Source organism: Caulobacter sp. FV1ye13L, assembly GCF_058681155.1.
Map to the genome: position 1 here is coordinate 2,854,808 of NZ_CM178732.1, position 24,921 is coordinate 2,879,728.

General features: G+C 65.2%; 19 protein-coding genes and 1 tRNA gene. 10 read left to right on the forward strand and 10 right to left on the reverse strand.

Going from position 1 to position 24,921, the window contains the following annotated elements:
• Positions 1 to 78: 78 nt before the first annotated feature.
• From gatC to gatB, 3 genes are read left to right on the forward strand one after another with little or no spacing between them, the layout of a single operon-like run.
• Positions 79 to 366, forward strand: a complete 288-nt coding sequence (gatC, locus tag ACW176_RS13870) for an Asp-tRNA(Asn)/Glu-tRNA(Gln) amidotransferase subunit GatC (RefSeq protein WP_062145614.1) — start codon at positions 79 to 81, stop codon at positions 364 to 366.
• The gene (gatA, locus tag ACW176_RS13875; protein WP_492109530.1) at positions 366 to 1,838 is read left to right on the forward strand and encodes an Asp-tRNA(Asn)/Glu-tRNA(Gln) amidotransferase subunit GatA; all 1,473 of its coding nucleotides are present in this window, start codon (positions 366 to 368) and stop codon (positions 1,836 to 1,838) included. The genes gatC and gatA overlap by 1 nt, the downstream gene beginning before the upstream one ends.
• A 5-nt stretch (positions 1,839 to 1,843) precedes the next feature.
• Positions 1,844 to 3,337 (forward strand): Asp-tRNA(Asn)/Glu-tRNA(Gln) amidotransferase subunit GatB, encoded by a 1,494-nt coding sequence (gatB, locus tag ACW176_RS13880; protein WP_492109531.1) that lies wholly within the window; start codon positions 1,844 to 1,846, stop codon positions 3,335 to 3,337.
• 57 nt (positions 3,338 to 3,394) lie between these two features.
• On the opposite strand, the gene ACW176_RS13885 is transcribed toward gatB, so the two are convergent.
• Positions 3,395 to 3,892 (reverse strand): RcnB family protein, encoded by a 498-nt coding sequence (locus ACW176_RS13885; RefSeq protein WP_492109532.1) that lies wholly within the window; start codon positions 3,890 to 3,892, stop codon positions 3,395 to 3,397.
• Positions 3,893 to 4,535: 643 nt separating this feature from the next.
• On the opposite strand from ACW176_RS13885, the gene ACW176_RS13890 reads away from it, so the two are divergent.
• Entirely contained in the window at positions 4,536 to 4,808 is a 273-nt protein-coding gene (locus tag ACW176_RS13890) for an SEL1-like repeat protein (protein ID WP_419321468.1), read from the forward strand.
• Between the two features lie 45 nt (positions 4,809 to 4,853).
• On the opposite strand, the gene ACW176_RS13895 is transcribed toward ACW176_RS13890, so the two are convergent.
• Positions 4,854 to 5,597: a polysaccharide biosynthesis/export family protein gene (locus ACW176_RS13895; protein WP_492109533.1), complete on the reverse strand. Its 744-nt coding sequence runs from the start codon at positions 5,595 to 5,597 to the stop codon at positions 4,854 to 4,856.
• An 85-nt stretch (positions 5,598 to 5,682) separates the two neighbouring features.
• Between ACW176_RS13895 and ACW176_RS13900 the strand changes: the two genes are divergently transcribed.
• From ACW176_RS13900 to ACW176_RS13915, 4 genes are all read left to right on the forward strand, one after another.
• Positions 5,683 to 7,188 (forward strand): GumC family protein, encoded by a 1,506-nt coding sequence (locus tag ACW176_RS13900; protein ID WP_492109534.1) that lies wholly within the window; start codon positions 5,683 to 5,685, stop codon positions 7,186 to 7,188.
• A gap of 94 nt (positions 7,189 to 7,282) precedes the next feature.
• Positions 7,283 to 7,984 (forward strand): P-loop NTPase family protein, encoded by a 702-nt coding sequence (locus ACW176_RS13905; RefSeq protein ID WP_419317287.1) that lies wholly within the window; start codon positions 7,283 to 7,285, stop codon positions 7,982 to 7,984.
• A 62-nt stretch (positions 7,985 to 8,046) separates the two neighbouring features.
• Positions 8,047 to 9,225: an O-antigen ligase family protein gene (locus ACW176_RS13910; RefSeq protein ID WP_492111933.1), complete on the forward strand. Its 1,179-nt coding sequence runs from the start codon at positions 8,047 to 8,049 to the stop codon at positions 9,223 to 9,225.
• Positions 9,226 to 9,412: 187 nt separating this feature from the next.
• A complete protein-coding gene (locus ACW176_RS13915) occupies positions 9,413 to 10,420 on the forward strand; it encodes a sterol desaturase family protein (RefSeq protein WP_492109535.1) in 1,008 nt (335 codons plus the stop codon).
• Here the strand turns inward: ACW176_RS13915 and hfsH are convergent.
• The 4 genes from hfsH to hfsE are packed head-to-tail and all read right to left on the reverse strand — an operon-like array spanning position 10,417 to position 15,140.
• A complete protein-coding gene (gene hfsH / locus ACW176_RS13920; protein WP_492109536.1) occupies positions 10,417 to 11,190 on the reverse strand; it encodes an oligosaccharide deacetylase HfsH in 774 nt (257 codons plus the stop codon). The genes ACW176_RS13915 and hfsH overlap by 4 nt on opposite strands.
• Positions 11,190 to 12,122, reverse strand: a complete 933-nt coding sequence (gene hfsG, locus ACW176_RS13925; RefSeq protein ID WP_492109537.1) for a polysaccharide biosynthesis protein HfsG — start codon at positions 12,120 to 12,122, stop codon at positions 11,190 to 11,192. Before hfsG ends, hfsH begins: the two co-directional genes overlap by 1 nt.
• Positions 12,119 to 13,561, reverse strand: coding sequence for a polysaccharide biosynthesis protein HfsF (gene hfsF, locus ACW176_RS13930; protein WP_492109538.1), 1,443 nt, complete (start codon positions 13,559 to 13,561; stop codon positions 12,119 to 12,121). The genes hfsG and hfsF overlap by 4 nt, the downstream gene beginning before the upstream one ends.
• Before the next feature lie 7 nt (positions 13,562 to 13,568).
• On the reverse strand, positions 13,569 to 15,140 hold the full coding sequence (gene hfsE / locus ACW176_RS13935; protein ID WP_492109539.1) for a polysaccharide biosynthesis protein HfsE: 1,572 nt from the start codon (positions 15,138 to 15,140) through the stop codon (positions 13,569 to 13,571).
• Between the two features lie 130 nt (positions 15,141 to 15,270).
• Here hfsE and ACW176_RS13940 point away from each other — a divergent pair.
• Positions 15,271 to 15,361 (forward strand) — tRNA-Ser (locus ACW176_RS13940).
• A 340-nt stretch (positions 15,362 to 15,701) separates the two neighbouring features.
• On the opposite strand, the gene ACW176_RS13945 is transcribed toward ACW176_RS13940, so the two are convergent.
• From ACW176_RS13945 to ACW176_RS13960, 4 genes are all read right to left on the reverse strand, one after another.
• Positions 15,702 to 16,319, reverse strand: a complete 618-nt coding sequence (locus ACW176_RS13945) for a DUF938 domain-containing protein (RefSeq protein ID WP_492109540.1) — start codon at positions 16,317 to 16,319, stop codon at positions 15,702 to 15,704.
• 160 nt (positions 16,320 to 16,479) lie between these two features.
• A complete protein-coding gene (locus ACW176_RS13950) occupies positions 16,480 to 18,285 on the reverse strand; it encodes a methyl-accepting chemotaxis protein (protein WP_492109541.1) in 1,806 nt (601 codons plus the stop codon).
• 446 nt (positions 18,286 to 18,731) lie between these two features.
• On the reverse strand, positions 18,732 to 22,766 hold the full coding sequence (gene eruA / locus ACW176_RS13955) for an NACHT domain-containing antiphage protein EruA (RefSeq protein ID WP_492109542.1): 4,035 nt from the start codon (positions 22,764 to 22,766) through the stop codon (positions 18,732 to 18,734).
• A gap of 392 nt (positions 22,767 to 23,158) precedes the next feature.
• On the reverse strand, positions 23,159 to 24,082 hold the full coding sequence (locus tag ACW176_RS13960; RefSeq protein ID WP_492109543.1) for a 3'-5' exonuclease: 924 nt from the start codon (positions 24,080 to 24,082) through the stop codon (positions 23,159 to 23,161).
• 164 nt (positions 24,083 to 24,246) lie between these two features.
• Between ACW176_RS13960 and ACW176_RS13965 the strand changes: the two genes are divergently transcribed.
• Positions 24,247 to 24,537, forward strand: a complete 291-nt coding sequence (locus ACW176_RS13965; RefSeq protein ID WP_492109544.1) for a hypothetical protein — start codon at positions 24,247 to 24,249, stop codon at positions 24,535 to 24,537.
• The last annotated feature ends 384 nt before the right edge of the window (positions 24,538 to 24,921 follow it).

Here is a 24,921-nt window from a genome sequence, read left to right on the forward strand (position 1 = left end):
CCCGCCCAGCAAGGGAACGACTTGTCAAAGCGCCCCTCTGGCGGCTAACCCACGCGCTTGGAATTCAGGAGGCCCCCAATGGCCATTGACGTCGCCACAGTGCGCAAGGTCGCGCGGCTCGCGCGGATCGCCACACCCGAAGATCGCCTGGAGCCCCTGGCCCAGGAGCTCAACGGCATCATGGCGTGGATCGAGCAGCTGGCCGAGGTCGATACCGACGGCGTCGAGCCGCTGACCAGCGTCGTCGGCGCCGGTGCGCCGCTTCGTGAAGACGTGGTGACCATGGGCGGCGACGCCTCGGTGATCACCTCCAACGCCCCCAAGTCCGTCGACGGCTTCTTCGTCGTGCCCAAGGTTGTCGAATAATGAGCGCCCTTACGTCCCTGACCCTGAAGGGCGCCATCGACGGCCTGGAAGCGGGTGACTTCACCTCCGTCGAGCTGACCACGGCCCATATCGAGGCCATCGAGGGCGCGCGCGCCCTGAACGCCTTCATCGTCGAGACGCCCGAGCAGGCGCTGTCGATGGCGGCGGCTTCGGACGCCCGTCGCGCCCTGGGCGTGGCCGGTCCGCTGGACGGCGCACCGCTGGGCATCAAGGACCTGTTCTGCACCAAGGGCGTCCAGACGACGGCCTGCTCGAACATCCTCAGGGGCTTCGTTCCGGAATACGAGTCGACCGTCACCAGCCAGCTGTGGCGTGACGGCGCCGTGATGCTGGGCAAGCTGAACCTGGACCAGTTCGCCATGGGCTCGTCCAACGAGACCAGCGCCTTTGGCCCGGTGACCAATCCCTGGCGCTCGACCGCCAGCGACAAGCCCCTGACCCCCGGCGGCTCGTCGGGTGGTTCGGCTGCGGCTGTGGCCGCCGGCCTGTGTCTGGGCGCCACCGCCACCGACACCGGCGGTTCGATCCGCCAGCCGGCCGCCTTCACCGGCACCGTGGGCATCAAGCCCACCTATGGCCGCTGCTCGCGCTGGGGCGTCGTGGCCTTCGCCAGCTCGCTGGACCAGGCCGGACCGATCGCCAAGACCGTCGAGGACGCGGCTCTGCTGCTGACCTCGATGTGCGGCCATGACCCCAAGGACTCGACCAGCCTCGACGTGCCCGTGCCGGACTTCACCCAGTTCGTCGGCAAGTCGGTCAAGGGCCTGAAGATCGGCATTCCCAAGGAATACCGCGTCGACAACATGCCGGCCGAGATCGAGAAGCTGTGGGAAGACGGCATCGCCTGGCTGAAGGAAGCCGGCTGCGAGATCGTCGACATCACCCTGCCGCACACCAAGTACGCCCTGCCGGCCTACTACATCGTGGCTCCGGCCGAGGCGTCCTCGAACCTGGCTCGCTATGACGGCATGCGCTACGGCCTGCGGGCCGAGGGCGGCAATCTGACCGAGACCTATGAGAACACCCGCGCCGAAGGCTTCGGCGACGAGGTCAAGCGCCGCATCCTGATCGGCACCTATGTGCTGTCGGCCGGCTATTACGACGCCTACTATCTGAAGGCCCTGAAGGTGCGTCGCCGCATCGCCGAGGACTTCGACAAGGCCTGGGAGCGCTGCGACGCCATCCTGACCCCGACGGCGCCGTCGGCGGCGTTTGGTCTGGGCGAGAACAGCAACGACCCCATCGCCATGTACCTCAATGACGTCTTCACGGTGACGACCAATCTGGCCGGCCTGCCGGGTCTGTCGCTGCCGGCGGGACTGGATTCCAACGGCCTGCCGCTGGGCCTGCAGATCATCGGCAAGCCGCTGGACGAGGGCACGGTGTTCTCGGTGGCCGGGGCGCTGGAAAAGGCGGCAGGCTTCAACGCCAAGGCCGCAAAGTGGTGGTGAGCGCGATGACCGATCAATCCAAAACCATCCAAGGCCGCACCGGCCCCTGGGAAATCGTTCTCGGCCTCGAGATCCACGCCCAGGTCGCCAGCAAGTCCAAGCTGTTCTCCGGCGCCGCCGTGGGCTTTGGGGCTGGGCCCAACGAGCAGGTGAGCCTGGTGGACGCGGCCATGCCCGGCATGCTGCCGGTGCTGAACGGCTTCTGCGTCGAGCAGGCGGTCAAGACGGGTCTGGGCCTCAACGCCAAGATCAATCTGAAGAGCCGCTTCGACCGCAAGAACTACTTCTACCCCGACCTTCCGCAGGGCTATCAGATCAGCCAGTTCGACCAGCCGATCGTCGGCGAGGGCGTGATCACCGTCGAGCACGACGACGGCTCGACCTTCGAGGTGCGCATCGAGCGCCTGCACCTGGAGCAGGACGCCGGCAAGTCGCTGCACGATCAGGATCCGAACGCCACCTATGTCGACCTGAACCGCGCGGGCACGGCGCTGATGGAGATCGTCTCCAAGCCTGACATGCGCACCTCGGCGGAGGCGGCGGCCTATGTGAAGAAGATCCGCACGATCCTCGTCTATCTGGGCACCTGCGACGGCGACATGGAGAAGGGCAACCTTCGCGCTGACGTCAACGTCTCGGTCTGCCGCCCCGGCGCCTACGAGAAGTTCCGCGAGACCGGCAGCTTCAGCCATCTGGGCACGCGCTGCGAGATCAAGAACGTCAATTCGTATCGCTATATCCAGCAGGCCATCGAGTACGAGGCGCGTCGCCAGATCGAGATTCTGGAAGACGGCGGCAAGATCGATCAGGAGACCCGCCTGTTCGATCCGACCAAGCTCGAGACCCGTTCGATGCGGAGCAAGGAAGAGGCGCATGACTATCGCTACTTCCCCGATCCCGACCTGCTGCCGCTGATCCTCGACGCGGCCTGGGTCAAGAAGATCGAAGAGACCCTGCCGGAACTGCCGGACGCCAAGAAGGCGCGCCTGCAGAGCCAGTACGGCCTGTCGGCCTATGACGCCGGCGTGCTGATCATCGAGAGCGACCGCGCTGACTATTTCGAGGCCGCCGCGAAAGGTCGCGACGCCAAGCTGGTGTCCAACTGGGTGACCAACGAGCTGCTGTCCAAGCTGTCGGCGAACGGCCACGAGATCGCCGCCTCGCCGCTGCCCTCGTCGGACATCGCCCAGCTGGTCGAGCTGATCGAGAACGGCACCATCTCATCGAAGATCGCCAAGGAGGTCTTCGAACACATGTGGGCCGGCGAGGGGCGTCCGTCCGAGATCGTTGAGGCGCGCGGCCTCGTGCAGATCAACGACACCGGCGCCATCGAGGCGGCTATCGACGCCCTGATCGCGGCCAATCCCGAAAAGGCCTCGGCCGTGAAGGAAAAGCCCCAGGCCATCGGCTGGTTCGTCGGCCAGGTGATGAAGGAAACGGGCGGCAAGGCCAATCCGGCCACCGTCAATGACCTGCTGAAGTCCAAGCTGGGCCTGTAGGCAAAGGAAAGCGCTCCGGAGGATCCCTCCGGAGCGCCTATGCCTTGCCCGTTTCCGCTAGTAGCCGTTGGTCATGACGTCGAAGATCAGGCCTGTGGCGATCGCCGCCAGCACATAGTCATCGCCGGTGCGGTACCAGTAATAGCCACGGGGCGGCGGACGCAGGCGATAGCGGCCGTAGTCATGCACGACATATCCGCCGCCGCGATAATAGGGTGGCAGATAGGCGCCGCGACGCCAGGCGACATAGCCGGGGCGGTAGCTCGGATGGCCGTAATAGTGCGAAGGCGGAGCGCCGTAGTGGAAACGGGTTCCAAAGTAATAGCCATTGTGCCGACCGCGATCCCAGCGGTCTTCACGCCGATCCCAACGGTCCTCGCGCCGGTCCCAGCGCCCCCCGTCCTGACGGGCGTCGCGCCGGTCTTCGCGTCGGTCCCAGCGATCTTCGCGATGGTCCCAGCGGCCACGATCCTGGGCGGAAGCATCGCTGGCTATGGCGGTCATGGGACCGGCCACCGATGCGACAGCGGCGATGGTGAGCAACAGACGTTTCATCTCGTCCACTCCTTCTGGTCAGGCGGGTCTACACCGCCAAGTCCCTCGACCCTGGAAACCATCCTCCTGCAGGCCGGCTGAACCGCGCCTGAATGGCGCTGTCAGCCGAACGGGCAGCCAGCTCCACCTTTTCGCCAGAGCGCCCATCGCGCGGCAGGCAACATCAAGGGGACAAGCCGCTCTTGTGTGTGTGGTCGACAGGCAACTTTCCCGGCAGGATTTTATCTGCGGCCAATTGTCCGTAGCCGATTTCGTCGGCGGGCTGCGGGTTGCGCCCTGCAAAAACACGGGCACAGTTCTGAAAGACTTGCCGAACGCTAAAGCGCTTTTTGGAAAGGATCGGAGCCCGCGAAAGCTTTGAAAAGCGCCCAAAATTGGCGGTAGAGCTGCATTTTTCGGGTCTTTAGGCCCCGAGTGGGGCGACGTGCGAGGCTCGAAGGATGCTCTTTAGGCAGTCCGCGCGTTAACTCGCCGTATACAGGCCTTTACGCTGAGTAATACCCCTGAAGAAAGCATGTATTCGCGCCTGAATTCATGATGTTCCGACGCTTAACTATATATTCAGCGGCTGTGGACTTTTCTGCATCCAGGCCCTGGATCCGACAGAACGTCGGAGGGGCCTGGAAGAGGAGATGAAGCCATGATGATGAGCATCGAACCCCCACCCGCCCACGTGCTGCCGCTGCCGACTGCCGAGTCCTCGGGCGACGAACTGTTCCGCATGGGCCTGCTGTATTCGACCGGTCAGGGCGGCGCCCCCGTCGACTACGTCTCGGCGCACATGCTGTTCAACCTTGCCGCCATGCGCGGTTCGGTAGAGGCCAAGGTCTATCGCAAGGAACTGTCGCAAGAGATGGCCAGCGAAGACGTCGCCGAAGCCCAGCGCGCCGCGCGCGAATGGCTGGCCCACGGCTGAATCCAGCTTTCCGGATTCAGCGATCGGCCAATGCTCAGCTCGAGCCTATTGACCGACGCCGTTGACCGCGTAGCTGAAGCTGACCGGTAGCAGGTCGCGGAAGTACTGCTGCATGAACAGCCCCGTCTCCGCCGCGCCGCTGCGCGGCACGTAGACGATATCGAAGCGGCGAAGCGGGATCAGATCCACGCCGCCGCCGGGATTGGTCATCCCCCTCAGAAGATCGGCCGTGCGCAGCATGGCGCGACCGTCTGGGCCACGACGGATGATGACAACCTGGCTTCGCTTGGACGAGGTCTTGAAGCCGCCGGCCTGGATAACAGCGCGTAGCGCATCGACATCGCCGGGCATGTCGTAGACGCCCGGATTGCCGACCTCGCCGCCGACGAACACCTTGAGCGGGGTCGTCGTCTTGACCGACACCTGCACCTGGGGTCGCAGCAGTTGGCTGCCATAGGCCGCAGTGATCGCGTCCTCCAATTCGAAGATCGTACGATCGGCCGCCATTACCGGCCCGAGCAGTGGGAGAACGATCCGACCGTCTGGCTGCACGATGGCTGACTTGTTGAGCTCGGTCGCCGAAGCCACCGTCACCTCGACCTCATCGCCTGGATAGAAGCGATAGGAGGGCTCCTCCTCGCTCCAGTCGGCATAGCCGATGTTGGGAAAGTTCGCGCTGGGGCGCGGAGCGGGCGTGATGGGCTCGCCGTCCACATGACCGCAGGCGGTCATGCCGCCGCTCAGGAGCAGTATGGCCAAGGCCGTCGAGAGATGCGTGCGCCGTTGCATGCGACAAGTCTTAACAGGAATGGGTAACGAAGCCTTAAGGGCGAGCGGACCAGTTTGAAGTCGAGATTGAACCCTTCGGATTCGTATGTCGACGACGAGCGCCTGGACCAGCGTGCCGCATGACCCTCCGTCGCAACGCGACTGGGCGACGCGTGCGCGCTATGCGCCGACCGACTTCATCACCCTGCTGTGGCGTGAACGCTTCCTGATGCTGGGTGTATTTTTGGTCATCGCGGTGCTGGGAGTCGCGTTCTCGACCACCCTGAAGAAGAATTATACCGCCGAATCCAGCCTTTTCGTTCGCCTGGGCCAGGAATACGTTTACGAGCCCCGGGCCGGCGACGCGGGACGCGGCGCCGTGCCGAATGTGGATCAGGTCATCCAGTCTGAAGCCGAGATCCTGGGCAGTGGCGAACTGCGCGAACGCGTGATCCGCAAGATTGGCTTCGCCAATGTGTTTCCGTCCCAAGCCGCCAAGTATGCCGCTGCAACGCCCGAAGGTAAGCGCAAGCTGATCGCCCTTGGCCGTGACTCCATGGGACGCAATTTCAAGATCGAGACGGCGCCGGACAATTCCATCATTCGCCTGTCCTATCAGAACGAGCATCCCGAGTTGGCCGAGAAGGTCCTGAACACCCTTCTGGAAGAATACCTGACCTATCGCCGCGGCCTGCTGATCGGCAGTGATGACCGCGTGCTGCAAAGGCAGAAGGACATCTTTGAGCAAAAGCTCGAAGAGACCGACACCAGCTATCAGTCGTTCCTGACCACCAACGATATCGGCGACTTCACCTCGCAGAAGACGACGCTGACCCAGCTGCAGACCCAGGTCGAGCAGCAGAAATATTCCATTGAGGCCCAGTTGCAGGATCGCGTCGCTCGTCTTGCCTCGGTCGAGGCAGAGTTGGCGCGTACCCCTGCCGAGACCGTGCTGTATCGCGACTCCGACACCTCTGCGGCCGCCAAGCTCAACCAGCTGAAGCTGGATCGCGAGGGCCTGCTGTCGCGCTATCGGCCTGACGCCAGCCCGGTCCGCGACATCGACGCCCAGATTGCCCAGCTGGAGCGCGGCATCGCCGCCGGCCGCACGGCTGGCGAGGGCGCGCGTCGTAGCGGCCCCAACCCGATCTGGCAGACTCTGCAGACCTCACGCAACGATCTCAGCGCTGAAGTGGCGGCGCTGCGCGAGTCCCAGACGACGGCGGTCCAGCAGGTCGCCGACGTCAACCAGCGCTTGCTGCGGCTGGCCGAGCTTGAGCCGCAGTTCAATCAACTGACCCGCGACCGTGATGTCCTAACCTCCAATGTTCGCGACTTTACCGTCAAGGAACAGCAGGACGAGGCTCAACGACGGATGTCGTCGGAAAGCAGCGACAATATCCGCATCGTCCAGCGTGCTGTCGCGCCGTCGCAGGGCAAGAGCCTGCAGAAGCCGATCCTGGCCCTGACGATCATGTTCGCGGCCTTCACCGCCCTTTGCGCGGGACTGGTTCGGATGTTCCTGCGGCCCGGGCTCCAGACCCCAGCCTCGGCCGCCCGGACCTTGAATCTGCCTGTTCTGGCTACCGCCGAGTACAAGCGCGCAGCCTAGGTGGCAGGGCTTTACGCTGAGTGCTTTGGTCGCCTTTCGCGCACCAGGGGAATGACGCTAGTTTATAGCTCCTGAACGCGCGGCGATTCGACGGATGGTGGATTTGAACGCCGAGATGGCGGAGTTGTGGAGCTCACTGGGCGCGCCGGCGCCTGGGCGCCCGCACGTCATCCAGGTCGTCGCCGCCCGGCGAGGGGAGGGGACTTCCACCGTCGCTCGCGAGCTGGCCCGTTTCACGGCAACGCGCGCCGGTCGCAAGACCTGGCTGGTCGATATGGACTTGGCGACCTCCGCACAATTCCAGACCATCTCCATGAATCCGGAACGCTTCGGGGTGTTGGGACCAGCGGTGGCTGCCTCGCCCGACGGCTCGGCTTTCTTCACCGTGCAGCCTCCGGCGCCGCGCGCTGATGGCGGTGTCTGGCCTGACTCCAAGTATCTGGCGGCCCATAGTGTGGGTGGATCGCGCCTTTGGGTCACCCGCTTCAATCGCGACGCCCTGCGCGGACCCCAGAAGGTCCACATTATTCCAGGGGCCGAATACTGGCAGGCCTTGCGCCGCCATGCCGAGGTTATCGTGGTTGATAGTCCATCGGTGGATCGCTCCCAGGCGGCCCTCACCGTGGCCCAACACATGGATCAGACAGTGATGGTGGTCTCGGCCCAGCAGCCTGACGTCAAGCCACCGGCCCAACTTCGCGACGCCCTGGCCACGGTCGGCGGCCGCTGCGCTGGCGTGTTCTTCAACCAGGCTACGGTGCAGCCGCCTGCGTTCCTTCGGGCGATCCTGCCGTGACGCCCTCGGGGAGGGCGCCGCTCCTCCTGCCCCAGATCGCGATCTTCTGCGCCTCGGTCGCCATGCTGCTGATCTATAGCGGTGGCTGGGAGCTGCCGCTGTTTGGCGAGAACGCGGGAGAGTCGGCCGGCGGGATCATGCGCGTGGCCTATCTGCCGGCCTATGCCGCCGGCTTCCTGCTTGTTGCGCTCAATCCCCGCAACCTGATCCGCGTGCTGATCCGTCAGCCTTTGCTGATATTGCTGATGCTGATCGTGGTCGGCTCGACCCTGTGGTCGATCGCGCCTGACGTCACGACCCGTCGCGCGTTCGCCGTCAGTTGCACCACCCTGGGGGGTCTTGCCTTGGCCGCGCGCTACAAGTGGGCGCAGCTGGCCGAAGTGGTGGGGGCAACCTTTATCGTGCTGATTGTCGCCAGCTTCGTCGTCTGTCTCGCCGTGCCGTCGATCGGCGTGATGACTGAGCTGTTCCCGGGCGCCTGGCGCGGTCTGTGGATGGAGAAGAACGCCCTCGGCGGTCTTATGGCCCTTGGCTTCTGCCTGCTATCGGCGGCCGCCCTGCTGAACCCCCAGCGCGCGAAGCTCTGGTGGCCGTTCGCGGGACTGGCGCTTGTGCTGGTGCTGATGTCGACGTCCAAGACGTCGCTGGCGTCGCTGATGGTCGGGGGGGCGGCCCTGGTCTTTGTGCTGATTGCCCGGCGTAGTCCCGCGGCCGGAGCTGCGATCACCTGGACGGGTGTGACGGGGGTTGTCTTGCTAGGCGGCTTCGTCTTGGTCGCCTCGGATGTCTTTTTTGCCCTGCTGGGCAAGGACGCCACCCTCACGGGCCGCACCGAGATCTGGAGCGCGGCCATGCGCCAGATCGAGCAGCGACCCTGGACCGGGTACGGCTACGCCGCCGTCTGGGACAACAAGTCCGGTTGGGGACCGTTCGCCTGGATCACCAAGGATGCTGGATTTCAGGCGCACCACGCGCACAATTCCTGGATCGAACAGTGGCTGGGCATAGGCCTCATCGGCCTCGCGGCATGGGGGCTGTTCTATCTTCAAACCCTGACCCTGGCGATCATCGCCGTGTTCCGCGACCGTGGCGCTTTGCTCGTCTTTCCGTTCCTGGTCGTCTACACACTGGTTTCGCTGACCGAGAGTATTGCGGTGGTCTACAATGATTTCCGTTGGGCGCTTTTTGTGGCCTTCGCCGCCAAACTGGCTTTCTCGGATCGGGAACAGGAGCGCGGTTAACCGCTTCGCCGAACGAAGTTTTTAACCGCCTTGGCCTAGACCTAGCTCTGCTGACCACCAAGCGTCGCAGAAGGCGGAGCCATATTCAGTGAAACCTCCAGCGCTTCAGGCTGATCCGGACGAGCTCGTCCGGAGTTTTGCGCCGACGCCCGTCGCGCGGTCATCGCGCTTCAGCGTGGCCCGGATCATGGTTGTTCTGAGCTTCCTGGCCTATATCGCCGCCATGGGCTCAGCCTGGTGGGCAGTGCTGCAGGTTGTTCCAACCCACGTGTCCTTCACGGTGTTGGGTCGCACGCTCGACACGGAGTCGGCGCATGAGCACATCAACAACGCTGCCCTGATCTTTCTTCTGCTGCCCTCGGCCCTATGGATCGAAGCCTTGGTCGTCGGCTGGCCCAACAGCTCTGCCCGCCAGTTGCTGTTCGCGCCGACGGCCTCGCTGAAGACCGATATCGCCTGCTTTTTACTGGGGCAGGCCCACATCCTCGACATCTTTGGCCGCATCATGATGCTGGGAGCCTCGATGATCTCGGGCGCTTGGATCCATGACTGGCTGAGGACCACCACGGGCCTGGCCATAGGACCCGCGCCGCTTCCGTTCGCGTTGCAGTTGGTGTTCTACTTCCTCGTCTACACCTTCTTCGACTACTGGACCCACAGGCTGGACCACAGCCGGCTGTTTTGGCCGTTGCATCGCTATCACCACTCGGCCTCTGACTTCGGTGTGATCACTGCAGGACGCCAGCATCCCGCGGCCTTCACCGGACTGTTTGTCGTCAACCTGCCCATGGCCATTCTGGGCGCGCCCGCCGACGTGATGATTTACGTCAACGTGCTGGTCGTCGGGATCGGCTTCCTGATCCACTCCAAGATCGACGCGAACTGGGGCTGGTTTGGGCGCTACGTGATCCAGTCACCCAATCATCACCGCTTGCACCACAAGCTGGACATGAGCCACCCCACTGGCCACTTCGCCATCGCGCCGATCTGGGACCGTCTGTTTGGCACCTGGTACGGCGACGCCGACGCCTCGATACCGATCGGCGTCGACACCCCCTACAGCCATGGCCTGTTCGTGCCGCGCGACATGGTGCGCGACTACTGGCACTTCTGGATCGGCGTTTTCGGCGGTCGCAATGACGGACCGGACTTGGACGTAAAGCTGTTTCCCAGGCGGGACTCCGCGAAGGGCTAAAGCCCGATCCGGCGCGCGCCCTCGGCCACGGTGACCACGTCGAAGCCGGCGTTCATCGCGCCGTCGACCAGCCGCTCCAAGGTCTCGGTCGAGCAGCCCCATTGCGAGGGGGTCTCAGACACATCGTGGGTGTAGAGGATCAGCCACGCTTTACGGGCATGGGCGCGGTCCAGCCACTTCAGCGCCACAGCCTCTCCGTCTTCGCCCTCGATCCCGACGGCAGGCGCCTGGTTGAGGTCCGCCCCGTTGGCGATCAGGCCGTGGTGCAGGGCGCGCACGGTCTTGAACCGGCCGGCCAGCAGCGTCTTGGCTGGCGATCCGACATCGCCGTACGGGTATGCGAAGCTGACCGGCTTTCCAGCCCCCCACGACTTCAGGGCTTCGGCGTTCTGGTCGATATCGGCGAGGGTGGCTTCCCGCGAGGCTTGACCGCAATCCAGGTGCGAGAAGGTGTGGCACCCGATCTCGTGGCCAGCGGCGTGTAGACGCGCAGCGTCTTCCCCTGTGGCGAAGCGGCCCATGGGGCCCTCGCGACCGGTCAGGCCGCCCGCGAAATAGTAGGTGCCGCGCAGGCCGCGCGCTTCCAGCACCTTGGCGCCGGTCTCGCAGGCGGTGGCGGGCGCGTCGTCGAAGCTGAACGACACCATTGGCCGCGCCAGCTTCACGCGCGCCGGGCGGCGATGAGCCAGGCGGATCAGGCGACGCCGCAGCTTGCCCTTCAGGGTTCGGTCCGGTTCGTAGGCGTCGACCTTGTCGTGAGACACTTGCATCAGACGGACTCACAATAGAGGGCGGCGCGATAGAGCCGCATGGCGAAGGCGCGCAGGCGCGTGGGCGCGGCCTCATTGAGGGCGAAGGCCTTCAGCATCGGCCGCCAGATGTCGCGCGCGGGCAAAGACTTCAGAGCCCTGGCGACCTTGTAGCTGGGGTAGGCGCTGACGATCTCGCGGTGGGCGCTGACGACCCGCGCGAAGTTTGACGCTGACTGCTCGTACTTGGCGGCCATGGCCGGAGCGGTATCGAGGCCCAGATGGGTGGCCGAATTGTCGATGTGAAGGATCGGGTGATCGCGGCTCACGCGCATGGCCCACTCAACGTCTTCCCAGCCCCAGCCCGTGAAGCCCTCGTCGAACTCTACCGTTTCAAAGACGTCGCGGCGGACCAGCAGGTTGGAGGTGAAGACGTGCTTCTCGGGTGATCTGGCGCGTTCGGGCGCCGGGGTGCAGTCGCTCTTCAGCGCCATGGCCCGGTGCAATTCATGCTCGGGTCGCCGGGGCGTCTGGTCCAGGGTGAATCCGCCAAAGGCGATGGGTGTGTTCTCGCCTTCCGCCAGGGCCACCCAGCGGGCCAGAAAGTCTTCGGGATCCGGCAGCATATCGCTGTCCAAAAACAGGAAGTGGCCGGCGCGTGCGTGACTGGCCAGACGGTTGCGGCCCTTGGCGCGCCCTTCGTTGGACGTCAGTCGAATGAACCGCGCGGGCAGACGCAGCCGCTCGATCCGGCCGGCGATGCGTTTGGCCAGGGCCTCGTCGCCGCCGCCGTCGTCCAGCACGATGATCTCGGCCCGCGCCATGGAGTCGTCCAGCGCCTTGAGCAGGGCCGATGGATCGTCGCGAAAGGTCGGGATCAGTACCGACAGGCGCGGAGCGGCGTTCGACCACAGGGCGTTGTCGACGATGATCGCGTTGGCCGTGGAGGTCATGCTGGACGCGCCTTTCGCCGGGCAAGACCGGAAAGCTTGCCACGCAGACCGTCTATATTGAGTCCCAGCGCCACGCCGCCGTAGACAGCGGCCCCTACGGAAGCTTTCAGGATCAGCTCAAGAATTCCGCCCGGCGAAGGCAGGATCAGCACGGCCGCTGCCATCAGCAGGCAGGCGCCGCTCGCCTTGGCCAGAGTGTCCCACGGGATCGGCAGGGGCTGGGCGCTGCGGCCCAGGGTCCAGGCGGCCACAGCCCCGACGCCATAGCTGGCGGTTGTCGCCCACAGGGCGCCGTTCAGTCCGAACCGGGGGATCAGCAGCAGGTTCAGGATCAGGTTGGCCAGCGCGGGGACGGCCATGGCGGTGATCAGCATGGGCGTGCGGCGGCCCAGGGTGAAGGCCTGCAGCAGATAATAGGTTGTGACACCCGACAGCCAGCCGCTGGCGGCGATCCACGGCACCACTGCAACTGCCCCGGCCCGCAGCGCCTCGCCGACCATCAGTTCGACCAGAGACGGGGCGACGAGCGCCAGACCGACAGCCGCCGGCAGTGTCAGCAGGACCATGAATGAGGCCTGCTCGCGCGCGGCGCTCTTCAGAGCCGCTGGACCGCCGCGCTCAAGCGCCGCGACCAGGGCCGGTCCGCCCGCCATACCCAGCCAGATGAAGACGACGTCCAGGGTGCGACTGCCGAGCGAATATCCGGCGTGATAGACGCCGACAGTGGCTTCGCCCAGATAGGCGGCCAGAAGGAAGCGGTCGGTCGTCGAAAGCACCAGCGCCAGGATCAGGGACAGCGCCACTGGCACCCCATAGGTCGCGTAGTCGCGGGCCATGGCGCTGTCGAAGCGACCGCCCCGCATCCGTCCAAGGTCGGCTGGCAACACGAACACCAGACACAGTAGAGAGATCGCGCCCATCCCCAGCAACGGGGCCGCGCCGCCCAGACCAACCAGAGCGAGGATCAGGCCCAGAGCGAAGCCGCCGACAGTCTGGACGATATCGAGCAGCGCCGCGCCCGAGACTTCACCGGCCGCTCGCCGGCGTTCCTGCGACAGCTTGGTCAGGCTCTTGACGACGACGGCGGCGAAAGCGGCCGCCAGCGCGACCTTCATCGGGGCGTCGAGAGGCAGGGCATAGAGTGCAACGCCGGCGATGACCGGTGTCGCCAGGGCGCAGGCGCCCCACAACCGATAGAGCGTGGTGAAATGATCCGGAAGTCGGCCATCCTCGGCGCGCGCCGCGAAGAAACGCGCCATGGCTGCCTCGGTCCAGGTCAGCAGAACGGTCTGGGTCAGGCTGAGCGCTGAGAAGGCGAGGGCGTAAGCGCCATATTCTTCGGGCGACAGCACCCGCGTAAACAGGACAATGGTCAGCAGGCCCACTACGCCTTGGGCGATATTGACCGGCAGATAGCCGAGGACGCCGCGCCAGAACATCGCCGCCTCAGCGCACCGCCGACCGATCCCCAAGCAGGCAGGGGATGGTCATGGCGATGATGTAGACGTCCAGCCAGAATGACTGCCGTTCGATATAGTCGACGTCGAGCGCGACCCGCTCGCGCACCAGTTCGGGCGTATCGACTGGCCCCCGCGAGCCATTGATCGCCGCCCAGCCGGTGACGCCGGGCTTCATGCGGTGACGATGGGCGTACTGCTCGACCAGCTTGGCCGACTCGACATCGCCGGTCTTCATGCCCACGGCATGCGGACGCGGGCCGACGATCGACATCTCGCCGCGCAGCACGTTGAACAGTTGTGGCAACTCGTCGAGGCTGGTCTTGCGGATGAACTTGCCAACCTTGGTGACCCGGTCGTCATTGGCGCTGATCTGGCGCGCCGCGCGGGCGTCGGCCATTTCGTGGCGCATAGAGCGGAATTTCCAGACGAGGATTTCCTCGTTGTTGAAGCCATGGCGACGCTGGCGGAAGAAGATCGGTCCGGGGCTGTCGAGGCGCACGGCCACCGCGACAATGGCCATGACCGGAGCGGCGACGATCAGGCCGCCAATGCCGACGACAAGGTCCTGAAGGCGCTTGATAAGAGCTTTGCGCGCATTGGCCGGCGCGCTGGACAGATCGGCCAGCGCCGCATCGGCGATGCGGGAGATCGCGGCGTCGCTGTCGGCGTCGCGACCGACATCGACGAACAGGCTGATCGGGTTGGGCAGGACATCCAGCTTGTCGAAAAGCTGCCGTACGCGTGACTGAGCCGTCGAGCTCACGGTAATCACAACCCTGTCGACGTAGGGCATGACACGGTGGTCGATCAGGGCCGAGGTATCTCCCAGCACAGGTACGCCAAGCAGGTTCTCGGGCGCGCGGTCCAGGCGGTCGTCGAAGATCCCCAGAACATTGACCTCGCCGGTGCGCAGGGCGGCTTCTATCAGGTGCTGGGCGTTGGCGGTGGCTCCGACCACGATGATGTTCGGGGTCAGGCGACCCTGGCGACGTCCTTGAGCGATCAGGCCCCACCACAGGGCATGAAGAGTCATCACCACGGGCGCCAAGCCCATGAAGGCCAGGACAGGGAAGGATTTGTCGGTGGGCAGGGCCGGCCAGGCCGTGTTGAAGGCCAGAACGACGGTCGCTGCGGCTCCGAACGCGGCCAGCACGCGCAGCAGGTGGCGGGGCAGGGGCTCGCGCCGGGCGAAGACATAAGCGTCGAGCGCGCGTAGCGCCAGGAGCAGCGCCGCAAAGCCGGCGGCAAGCGCTGCGCCGGCGTTCAGGGTCAGCAGGGCGGCCCCAGAGCGATGGGACTGAACCGCGAAAATTGCGATGCAGAAGCCCGCAGCGGTCAGTGCATCGACGCCCCGAAAGGCGCGCGCCAGCGAGCGGGCCTCAATGCGGGCGCGAGCTGGCACCAGTTGTTCAGGACGAAAAGGACCGCGTCGCGCGCTAGAAGGAGAGCGCCGCGCTGACCTGTCGCGCGCCTGAGCGGAGGGCGATTCCCCCTCGGACGCTGAACCCGGGTTCGCTGTATTCTGGGCCTGGGGATCACGTGTGATGGCGGGTGACATGAGGCTCTGAACCGGTAAAACAGCGTTCAGGCTAGCGTCGCCGTCTGAGCTTCACGTTAACGCACCGATTTCCTTCGACGCGTGATTGTCATGTCGCCACGAACAGGCTATCCAGCCGCTCCTCTCAGGAGGAGACGTGGCCGAGAGGCTGAAGGCACCGCTTTGCTAAAGCGGCATACCCCAAAAGGGTATCGAGGGTTCGAATCCCTCCGTCTCCGCCAATTTTGCGCCATAAGTCATTGTTTTCTTTGAGAATATTGACTTATTGGGCTCTGGTCGCCCCCGCAGTGACCCCCGCAGCGAATCGATCGTGCGCCGACGTCGTGCTTTGGCGCACGAGTGCAGGTTATAGCGAATTCACCCCCGCTACCCTTTGCCTGAAAAGAGGGGATACACGGACACTGGAAAAGGTCGCTCGCCGGCATGCTCAGCGAATCTTCCAAACGGCGGTTGTGGGCCGGTCGCGCAGTTCAACTGGCGCTGCTCGAAAGGCGACCACGCGCCAGGAACGGACTTTCGCTCTTGTCCGAGCAACCGACCTTGGCTGAGCGGGCCTAGCGGCTAGGTCTTTCGGAACACGAGTACCAGGTTGTTTGCGGGCATGGTGAGACGTTCGGAAAGGCCAAGGCCATGGGTAGCCGCCAAGGCGACCAGATGGTCCAGGTGGCGAATTCCCCACTCAAGATTGCGTCGTCTCAGGCTCTGATCGAACTCGAGGTTGCTGGGCGCTGTCGGCGTCTCGCCCTCGATGAAGGGACCGTACAGGAACAGGCGGCCGCCCGCAGGCAGCACACGCGCAGCGCCTGCCATCAGGCCGGCCGTGGCCGTCCACGGAGAGATATGGATCATGTTGATGGCGAGAATAGCGTCGGCTCGTTCGACGGGCCAAGTGTCCGGTTGCGACGCATCCAGCACCAGCGGAGACAGCAGATTGCCTAGGCCGGCATGCACGCGCCACGCTGCGATACTATCCAGAGCGCCGGGATCAGCATCGGTCGGCTGGTACTGCAGCGTGGGCAGCGCGGCAGCGAAGTGAACTGCATGCTCGCCAGCGCCCGCAGCAACCTCCAACACCAGACCGTTCGCCGGTAGGCGCGTCCGCAGGACCTCCAGAATGGGATCGCGGTTTCGGGCCGTGGAGGGGGACGCACGTGCGGCGGGAGACAGCGGATCGGACATGCCGACAATCTGAAGGCTTTGGCGGCTTGGCGCCAGAAGCAGACCTTGGCTCACCTCCGGTTTCCGGACCTTCGGTCGGCTGCGCCAGTTGGGAAGACTGAACGCGCCATTCGGCTAGGGCCACGCCCAGTGATGAGTGATGCAGGCAGTCCTAACTCGGTTAAGCGGCCCAGCGCTTGGAACCGCTCTCCCCTGTCCGGAACCGTTGAACCAGTTGGCCTAGGTTCAGGGCCTCGCGCGTCAGATTGTGGCTAGCTGCCGTCGTCTCTTCGACCATGGCGGCGTTTTGCTGGGTGACCTGGTCCATCTGGTTCACGGCGGAATTGACCTCAGCTAGACCAGTGGCTTGCTCGCGTGCAGCCTGGGCAATGTCCTGAACGAGGGACTCGATGCTGGAGAAATCTGCGACTACCCCGCCGAGGGCGTTTCCGACCTTCTCGACCAGATCCACCCCGACTTGGACGCTACCGGAGGCTTCACTGATCAGGCCCTTGATCTCTTTCGCGGCATCTGCAGAGCGCTGGGCAAGCGCTCGCACTTCCTGAGCGACGACAGCAAAGCCGCGTCCGGCCTCGCCAGCTCGGGCCGCCTCAACGCCAGCATTTAGCGCCAGGAGATTGGTCTGGAAGGCGATCTCATCGATCACGCCGATGATCTGGCTGATCTGACGCGACGAGTTGTCGATCCGGCCCATGGCCTCGACAGCTTGGCTTGCGACAGCGCTCGACTGGCCAACCGAGATACGGCTGCGCGACATGGCTTCCTGAGCCTTGCCTGCATTGTCAGCCGTCTGGCGAATGGTTGCCGTCACCTCATCAAGGGCCGCAGCGGTCTGCTCAAGGCCTGCAGCCTGCTGCTCAGTACGGCGTGAGAGATCATCTGCTGCGGACGAGATTTCTCGCGAGCCGGCGTCGACAGCCTGAGAGCTCGTAACGACCTGAGCCATGGTTTCGGAGAGTGCGCGCAACGAGCCGTTAAAGTTGACCCGTAGCCGTTCAAACTCAGGCGGAAAGGCCTTGTCTATGCCGTGGCTGAGATCTCCAGCAGCAAGAGCCCGCAGCCCCTCGTCCAGGGCGCTTACCACCATCTCGCGCTCCTGCGCCTCGTTGGCAGTCTTTTGATGCTCCTCGTTCCGCACTTTCTGGGTCCAGGCATCAGCTTCTTCCTGGCTTTGTCGAGCTTGGCGGCGCTCAAGGGCGGCCTGGCGGAAGAAGCCAACGGAACGGGCCATATCTCCGATTTCATCCGGACGGCCCTGATGGGGCACGTCATGGTCATAGTTGCCGTCAGCAAGGTGACCCATATAGGCTGTCATTCTCAGGACAGGGCCGACGACCTTGGCGCGCAGAGAAGCCACGCCACCGAGAACGACGATCAGCATCAGGACCGACGTGGTCCCAAGCAGGATGAAAATCCGGGTCGTCAAAACACGAGCGTGCTCGACGCGAGACTTGGAATAGGTCGCAGCCAGAACCGACATCTCGTCAACGATCGTTCGGTGAGCCTGATAGTCTTGGCTGAGAAGGTCGATGGCAGCGTTCATTCCCGCAACGTCTCCGGACCGCAGCGCCGGCACATACTGCTGATCGACCACGTTCCAGAACTTTTGAACCTCGGCATCGGACCGACCGAGAGCGGTCTCAATTTCGGGATCGAGCTGGTTCTGGGACCAATATTCGCGCCGGGCCTGATAGTCCGACTTTAGCTTCTGCAGCGAGGCTTCCAGTTCCTTGGCCTTGTCGAGTTCGTCAGGGCCACGGTGTGCTGTCAAAAGGGCTTCGACCAGGTAGAGCGGCGGCGGCAGGATGTCGGCGATCAGGGCGTCAGCCTGGGATTGCTCAACCGAAATCGGGCCGCCGACCCGGAGCGTCATCAGGGAATAGACCGCTGCTCCGGTCGAGATCAGGAACCCGCAAATCAGCAGCGCCGCGAAGAGGTTCAAAACCCCGTTGATCCTGATTGCCATCGATTGCGTCCCGTCAAGCTAGTTCAACGTGTCTAGCTTGTGTCAAAAACGGTTAACCGGCGAAAAACGCTGTTCGCTACAATTCGACCGCAAACTCAAATTGAGAACAATAGCGCTTTCCCGCTCGATTGGCTGGACCACCCAGGTGACCCGATTGCCCTTCATGGGCCTGCCGCCGAAAACCTGCGCTTTTCGCTAAGCTGGCGCTCGGGCGAGAACTGTTCCGCGCCAGAAGCGGATTTTAGAGCGCCTCCAGAAATGCGACGTTCGCCGAAAAGGACGCGTCCCGGCCGGTGTGGAGCCGGCGCGCTTGGTTCGCACCGCTGGCTTCCGCTCCGGCCGAGGCGCTCTTGGAGGTAAATGGCTCCAGTGCCCCAAATGGGGCCTTGCCTTGGAGGGGGCGAAGGATCGCTTCGCCAATCAAAGGCAGCGGACAGGTTCAGGAGCTAGGCCCTGATCGGCGGTCGTGTCAGGTCAAGGACAGCCACGGCGATGTCGCCGCGCCGATGGTCCGGGACTTGCGCCGCCAGGGCTGCCTGAAGCGCCTGCGGCGTCTCGGGCCTCCGCTGCCCACGCGGCGGTCCCTTGAGCTTGCATCTGGGCGGGGCGTTGGGCCCGAACCAGAAGACCAGATAGATCCCCGCGCCTTCAGCCCGCCAATCGCGAGTGTAGTTCACATCCAGTTGCGCCTGGGCGGCCGACCATAGATCCTTGTGCCACTGACCCTTGGCCTCCACTGGCAGGTGCAGGCGCCCCAGGGTGAAGGCCATGTCGGCGCGGGTATGGCTGGGTCCAGTGCGTTCAGGATTGATGTCGATGCTGAATGGTAGGACGCCGCGCAGCAGGATTCCCAGACGGTCGCGGCAATCGTTTTCCCCGAGGGGGCCGTCGGCGTCGTAGAACATCGACACCGACTCCAAGTCGTCGCCCTTGATGCGGGCCTGAACCGCGAAGAGCGCCTCCAGCACGATGGCCCGAACGTCGGCCACCGTGCGCGGTGCGCCGGCCGTGGTCACTGCCTGGATCTCCCCCAGGGCGGGAGGCTTGAAGTCCGCTTCGCGTCGGGCGGTGATTTGTTCGGCCCGAACGCGCCGGATCGCATCTGAATAGGCATCGGCCTGCGCATCGCGCAGCGCCTCCATTGCCGTCATGCCCTCGTCGGTGATGTCCCCGCCGAGGACCTGGATGATCGCGCGAAGGAAGTCGGCGGCGTCGTAGGGATTGCGGTCGCCGCTGGACGAGCTGGAAGGCCTGTAGATCCCCTCAAACTTTGGCCGGAAGGTCTCGATCAGCCAGAGCAGGGCTGCGGCGGGCGCGGCCACGGGCGCGGAGCGCTCGACTCCGTCGTCCCGCCGCGCTTCGCCGCGCCACGTGCGAAGGAACCAAAATAGGTCGCGATCCTCGGCCGCCGCGACACTCAGGGCCTCCCGGTGGGTCTCGAAATCCGTGACGAAGCCGATGGCGAGCCAGGCGTTGGCGTGGTCGGCGTCACGATAGCCGGCCCTGCGGCGACGCTCGGCGACTTGCCCGACAATGTCCCACCGGCCTGACCGCAGCAGGTGGCCGACCATCTCGTATTCGGACGTTGGCGGCATGTCCGTATAGTTTTCCAGCCATTCCTGGGCCAGAGCGGTTGTAAGGGGAGACGGCCGGCGGGCGCGCATCATCGGATATAGGCCGGACACATTCTCCTGCCTGTGCCGGATCTGCGGCTCGATCATCAGTCGCGCCAACCGCTCGGCCGCGAGCGGCCTTTCGGCGAACCAAGCGATCAGCGCCGCCTCTAGGTCCTTGCCGCCCGAAGCCTCGTCGACATGCTCGTGCAGGAGGCCGAGCCTGCCGGTGATCAGCACATCTTCGGTCAGGTCCAACAGGCCACGGCCATTCCGGACGCGCTCGATCAGACCCGCCAGAATGGGGAAGATGTAGTGCCAGCGCCGGGACTGGGCGTAGCTGTCAGCGACCATGTCTGCGTTCGGCAGGTCCTCACGGTGTAAGACCGCCTCGAACCCCTGCAGCATCTGCCTGGCCAGCGCAGCGCCAAGCCACTCCTGGACCCGGGCAGACGGCGCCAAGGTCCTGTCAGTGTCATAGAAGCGGCCCAAATAGCTCTGTGCGGCGGCGTGGATGTCGTTGAGGTCTCCCCGCGCGATGCCGGCCGCGCGGCCGGCGAAATCGGCGCGGTGGCGCGCCCAGTGCGCCTGCCGACGGCGCGCCTCCTGGCGGCGCCGCGCCTTGTCCTTGCGCTCCCAATCTGGAACGCGGTTCCTGCGCAACTGCGCCAGAAAGTCGGCGACTTCGGGTTGGGCCGAGGCGATCGGCGCGAGCGCTGCCAGCAACTCCGACGACAGTCCCCGGCGGCGATTGTCCAGCCGGATAAGATCAAACAAAACCTCGCGCTGCTTGGGATCGCTCGCGTCCAGCCGCGCCTTACCCAGGAGCCAGACCACATCGGCCGATGTCGGCGACAGGCCCGGCTCGAAATCGGTCATCCGCCAGAACCGCCCCCACAGATTGTCGTGGTCGGTCTCCACCATCAGGACCTGGTGCTGGATCGCGCGCCGCACCGCCTTGTCGTCGACCAAGGCCTGGGTGATGTCCTTGCGGCGTTCGGTGTTGTAGCCGTCGCGCTTGCGCGCCAGGCGCAGCCAGCCAAGCAGCTTCAGCGGATCGGGCCTTTGCGCCGCCATGAAGCGGGACATCAGGATGTCCACGAACTCGGAGAAGGAATAGCGCGTCTCCCAATCGCGCTCGCCTTTCCGTACTAAGGGCTTGAGGGCGATCACCTCGTCCAGCACCGCGGCGATCTGGTCGACGGGGACGGTTATGGCCAGCACATAGAGCACGCCCGCAGTGTCGACGCGCTCGGTCGTGACCGCGCCCGGCAGCAGGTTCAGATAGCAAAGGGCGGTCTCGGCGACCTGGCGGGCGGCGAACTTGCCTGGGCCGACCTTGGCCATGATCTCCACGGCCAGACGGCGCGGATCCTCCTTGGGTCGGGTCTGCAGCGGCCGCAGGAGCGCGGGCCAATCGAGGTTCAGCCCCGGCGCGGCGATAAGGACGTCGGCGGCCTGGCGTCGTTCGGCGAAGTTGAAGCGCCCCTTCCCGTCCTCCACCAGCAGGTCCTGCAGGCGTCCCGCCAGACCGGCGACCACCTCCTGACCTTCGATCGCCTCCAGCAGCAGCATGCGCAGATGGAAGGCGCTGGTCTTGTCGAAGATCAAGTCTTCGAGCTCACGCGCGACCGAGGGGCGAGCCAGGGCTGGGATCGGCTGTTGGCTCCAGTCGTGAAAATGCGGATTGTCGATCGACAGGCGCTTGAGCGCGGCCAGGAGTTCGCGCAGGCTCTTGTCGGACAGGGTGGCCGGATCGCCGTAGCGGATGAAGCCGTAGACGTCGCTTGCGATGACCGCCGAGGCGAGCGCCGGATCGAAATCGCCCAGCCAGGCGTGCAGGCCGCGCAAGGATGCTGGCACCCCGCCGTTGAAGGTCAAAAGCCCCATCAGCCGCCGCCGGCCTACCGACGACAGGCGGCTTGCCAGCCAGCGCGCGCCTAGGAATTCGGCGATCGTGCGGTGGATCGGTGCCATCCGATCACCGCCCTGTTGCCGAGCGAAAAGCTTACTGCGCAAAACCGCGTCTAGCTGACTCACGCCAGGCAGCTGGGCGACTTCGGCGATGTGAAGGTCGCCCTGGGCGGCCTTGCCGGGCGCTTCGAGCGAGATCGCCTCCGAACCGGACAGCAGCAACGCCGCGCAAGCCGCGCCGGCCGTGTCCAGAACGGCCGCTCCGTTCATCGTCGCCAAGGGCTTTACGGCTCGCGCCTCGTTGTCTTCCTTGCGCAGCAGATCGCACGATTGTTCGTAGAGTTCGTGGCGCGTCGTCGGCAGCTGACCATGCTTTTGGACCAACCTGCCGATCAGGGTCAGCATCAGCGGGTTGCCGTAGAGCGCCTGCAGCGCGCCAGCGTCCAGTTGGGCCAGCACGGCCCCCGCGCGGTCCTGCCCAAGGGCGATGGCCAGGTGAGCCAGAGCCTCCTCTCGGGAGATGGGCGCTAGGGTGAGCACCTGGGGCTCGCGCTCGTACTCTTCGAAGATGTCCCGTCGCCCGATCGCGCCTTGCCAGTCCGCGCCCCGACACGAGAGCACGAACGCAGGACGGCCTGCCTTGATCAGCTGACTGAGGACCAAATTGATCGGGTCGTTTTCGCGAGCGGAGGCGACCTCGTCCAGGGCGTCGATCACCAAAGTGCGACCCGGCGCGCACAGGGCGGCAGGATCGTGCGCGCGGATAAACTTTCGCGCCGTCACATAGTGATGGCCGCCGCCGGCCAAGGCTTCGAGGAGCTTGGTCTTGCCCATGCCCGGATCGCCAAGAATGACGACCGGGCTTGGCAGGTTCGCCAGCGCGGCCTCCGCGACCTTGTGCTCGAAGCCTTTGGCGTCGTGGTACGTCAAAACGCGCGGGATTTGGTGGGTCATGTCGAAGCGATGGCGCTGAACGAGAGGCGGGGCTGACTAGAGGAGTCTAGCGCGTTCAGGCCGCACACCATAGCCGAGCTTGTCGAAGGTGGTATGCGGCGGCGTCAGGCGGGAGAGCCTTTCGTGCCGGTCGCCTACAGCACTTCCGGAAAGCAGACCTTTCAACGGACGAGAAGGAGTCAAAGATCTGCCTCGACGCCCGCAGCGAGGCCGGCGGTTGGTACAACATCCTTGTTCGCATCACCGCCGCTGGGCCGGCGTTTTCGTACAATCGCATACACGATTGAGGCCGCGCTCGGAGCGCGGCGCTCAGGCGCCGTCAGCGGCGTGGGCGGATGGGTCGGTCCGGCCTTGGGAGCGTCAACGCTGGACGGGGCCGCCAGAAGGCGGCGTCAGGCTCGCTCGGAGAACCGTTCGAACGCCGTGATCCGGCGTGTCAGCGGATCGATCTCGCCCCTGTAGATTTCGGCGCGCAGGAAGGCGATCTCGGCGTCGCGATCTGCCTCATCGACATCAATGTACCAGGCCTTGGGCGCAGGGCCGGGATCGCCGTTCCAGCGGTAGCCCCGCGCCTTGAGGACATCCTTCAACTCAAAGGGCGAATTCTCCGCCCAGATCCGCCAGGAGGCTCGCCGGGCGCTCTGCAACAGGCGCGAAAGGCCGGTGACCCCGCCAATCGGCAGCGGCGCGCCCAAAACCTCCAGGGTCGCCAGACAGTCGCTGGTCGCCCGATGTCCCTGGTGAAAGAAGCCGCACTGGGTGGCCAGATAGGAGAGCTTGGTCCCCTCATAGCCCTCGGCCCGCCAATCGACCTGTGACATCGAACAGGCCCAGGGCTTGAGCGCGAAAGCCGGCGAGAAGGCTTCGGCGAAGCGTCGGTCGAACTGGGCGTTGTGGGCGATGATCAGGGCGGCGGGCGCGATGAACGCCGCCACCTCCGCCGGGGCGACCGTCTGGCCAGCGACCATGGCGTCGGTGATGCCGGTGATGCGGGTGATCTCCTGGGGGATCGGGTTCTTTGGTTGGCGCAGGCGCGAGAAGGCCTCGCCGACGGCGACGAGGCGACCCTCGCCGTCATAGTGGAACGGCACGATCGCGAACTCGATGATCTCGTCGCGACGCGGGTCGACGCCCGTGGTCTCCAGATCGAGCATCATGCCCAGTCGGCAGGTGGCGGGATCCCCGTCGTGCAGGTGCGTGACGGCGTCCAGGCGGCGCAGCACCCTGAAGCGGCCACTAGCCTCCAGCGTCCGCGCCATGGCCTCCAGGTCGTCCGGCGCCGTTGAGCGGCCTGGCGGTGCGGAATCGTCGGGCATCGCGGATCTCCTGGCCCTCTTGGTAAGCCATCCTCGGTCGGAGACGCCACAACCAAGCGCTAGTCGGGGCGGGCCTGGCCGGGCGCGGCGTCATGGATGGGGATAACAGCCATGGTCCACAGGGCGTTTGGCCGGCGAGGCGATGAATCGCCCTAGGCCGGCGCATGACCCTGGATGACCTGGACGCCATGCTTGAACACCTCGTCGTCGCGCAAGCCGCGTCAGGCGATCCAGAGGAGGGTCCCGGCCTGATCACCCTGTCGGCCGAAACCCGCGGGCGCCTTGATCCCCATGGGGACATGGGCTGCACCAACATCCTGATGGGCATTCGCTATCGCGGCCTTCGGGTGCTCGTGACGCGCGCCATGGAAGACGCCGTCTTCTCGCGCCGGGAAGCCCGGGCCAGGGGGCAGGACGCCTTTGAGCCCTTCGCGCCGGCGCCGCCGCGCGGCTGAGCCCGCAAGAGCAGGGAAAGCGGAGAGCGGCCGACGGTCACGCTCGGTCCCGCCGCGCCTTCGCTTTGCTGCGGCGCAGCTCCTGCAGGCGTGACCCCAGGGGCGCCTTTGGGGCGCCGCCGGCCGCTCGCGCCGCGTCCCGAAGCCGCTTTGCGCCTTCTCCTTGCAGTCTCCTCTTTGGCCAAGAGGCGGGCGCCTTGCGCCCGCGGGCTTAGGGCTCCGCCCCCGGCGCGCTTCGGACCGGCTTCCGCCCAGCTTCGGGCGCGCGGGGCAGACGGGCAGGGCGGACACCGACGCCCTGCCAGCCGGGTCCCCGCGAAGCCGGCCGCTCCGCTTCACCCCCGGTCTCGCCGACGGGCAAGGGATCAGGCGCGCCTTGCGCCT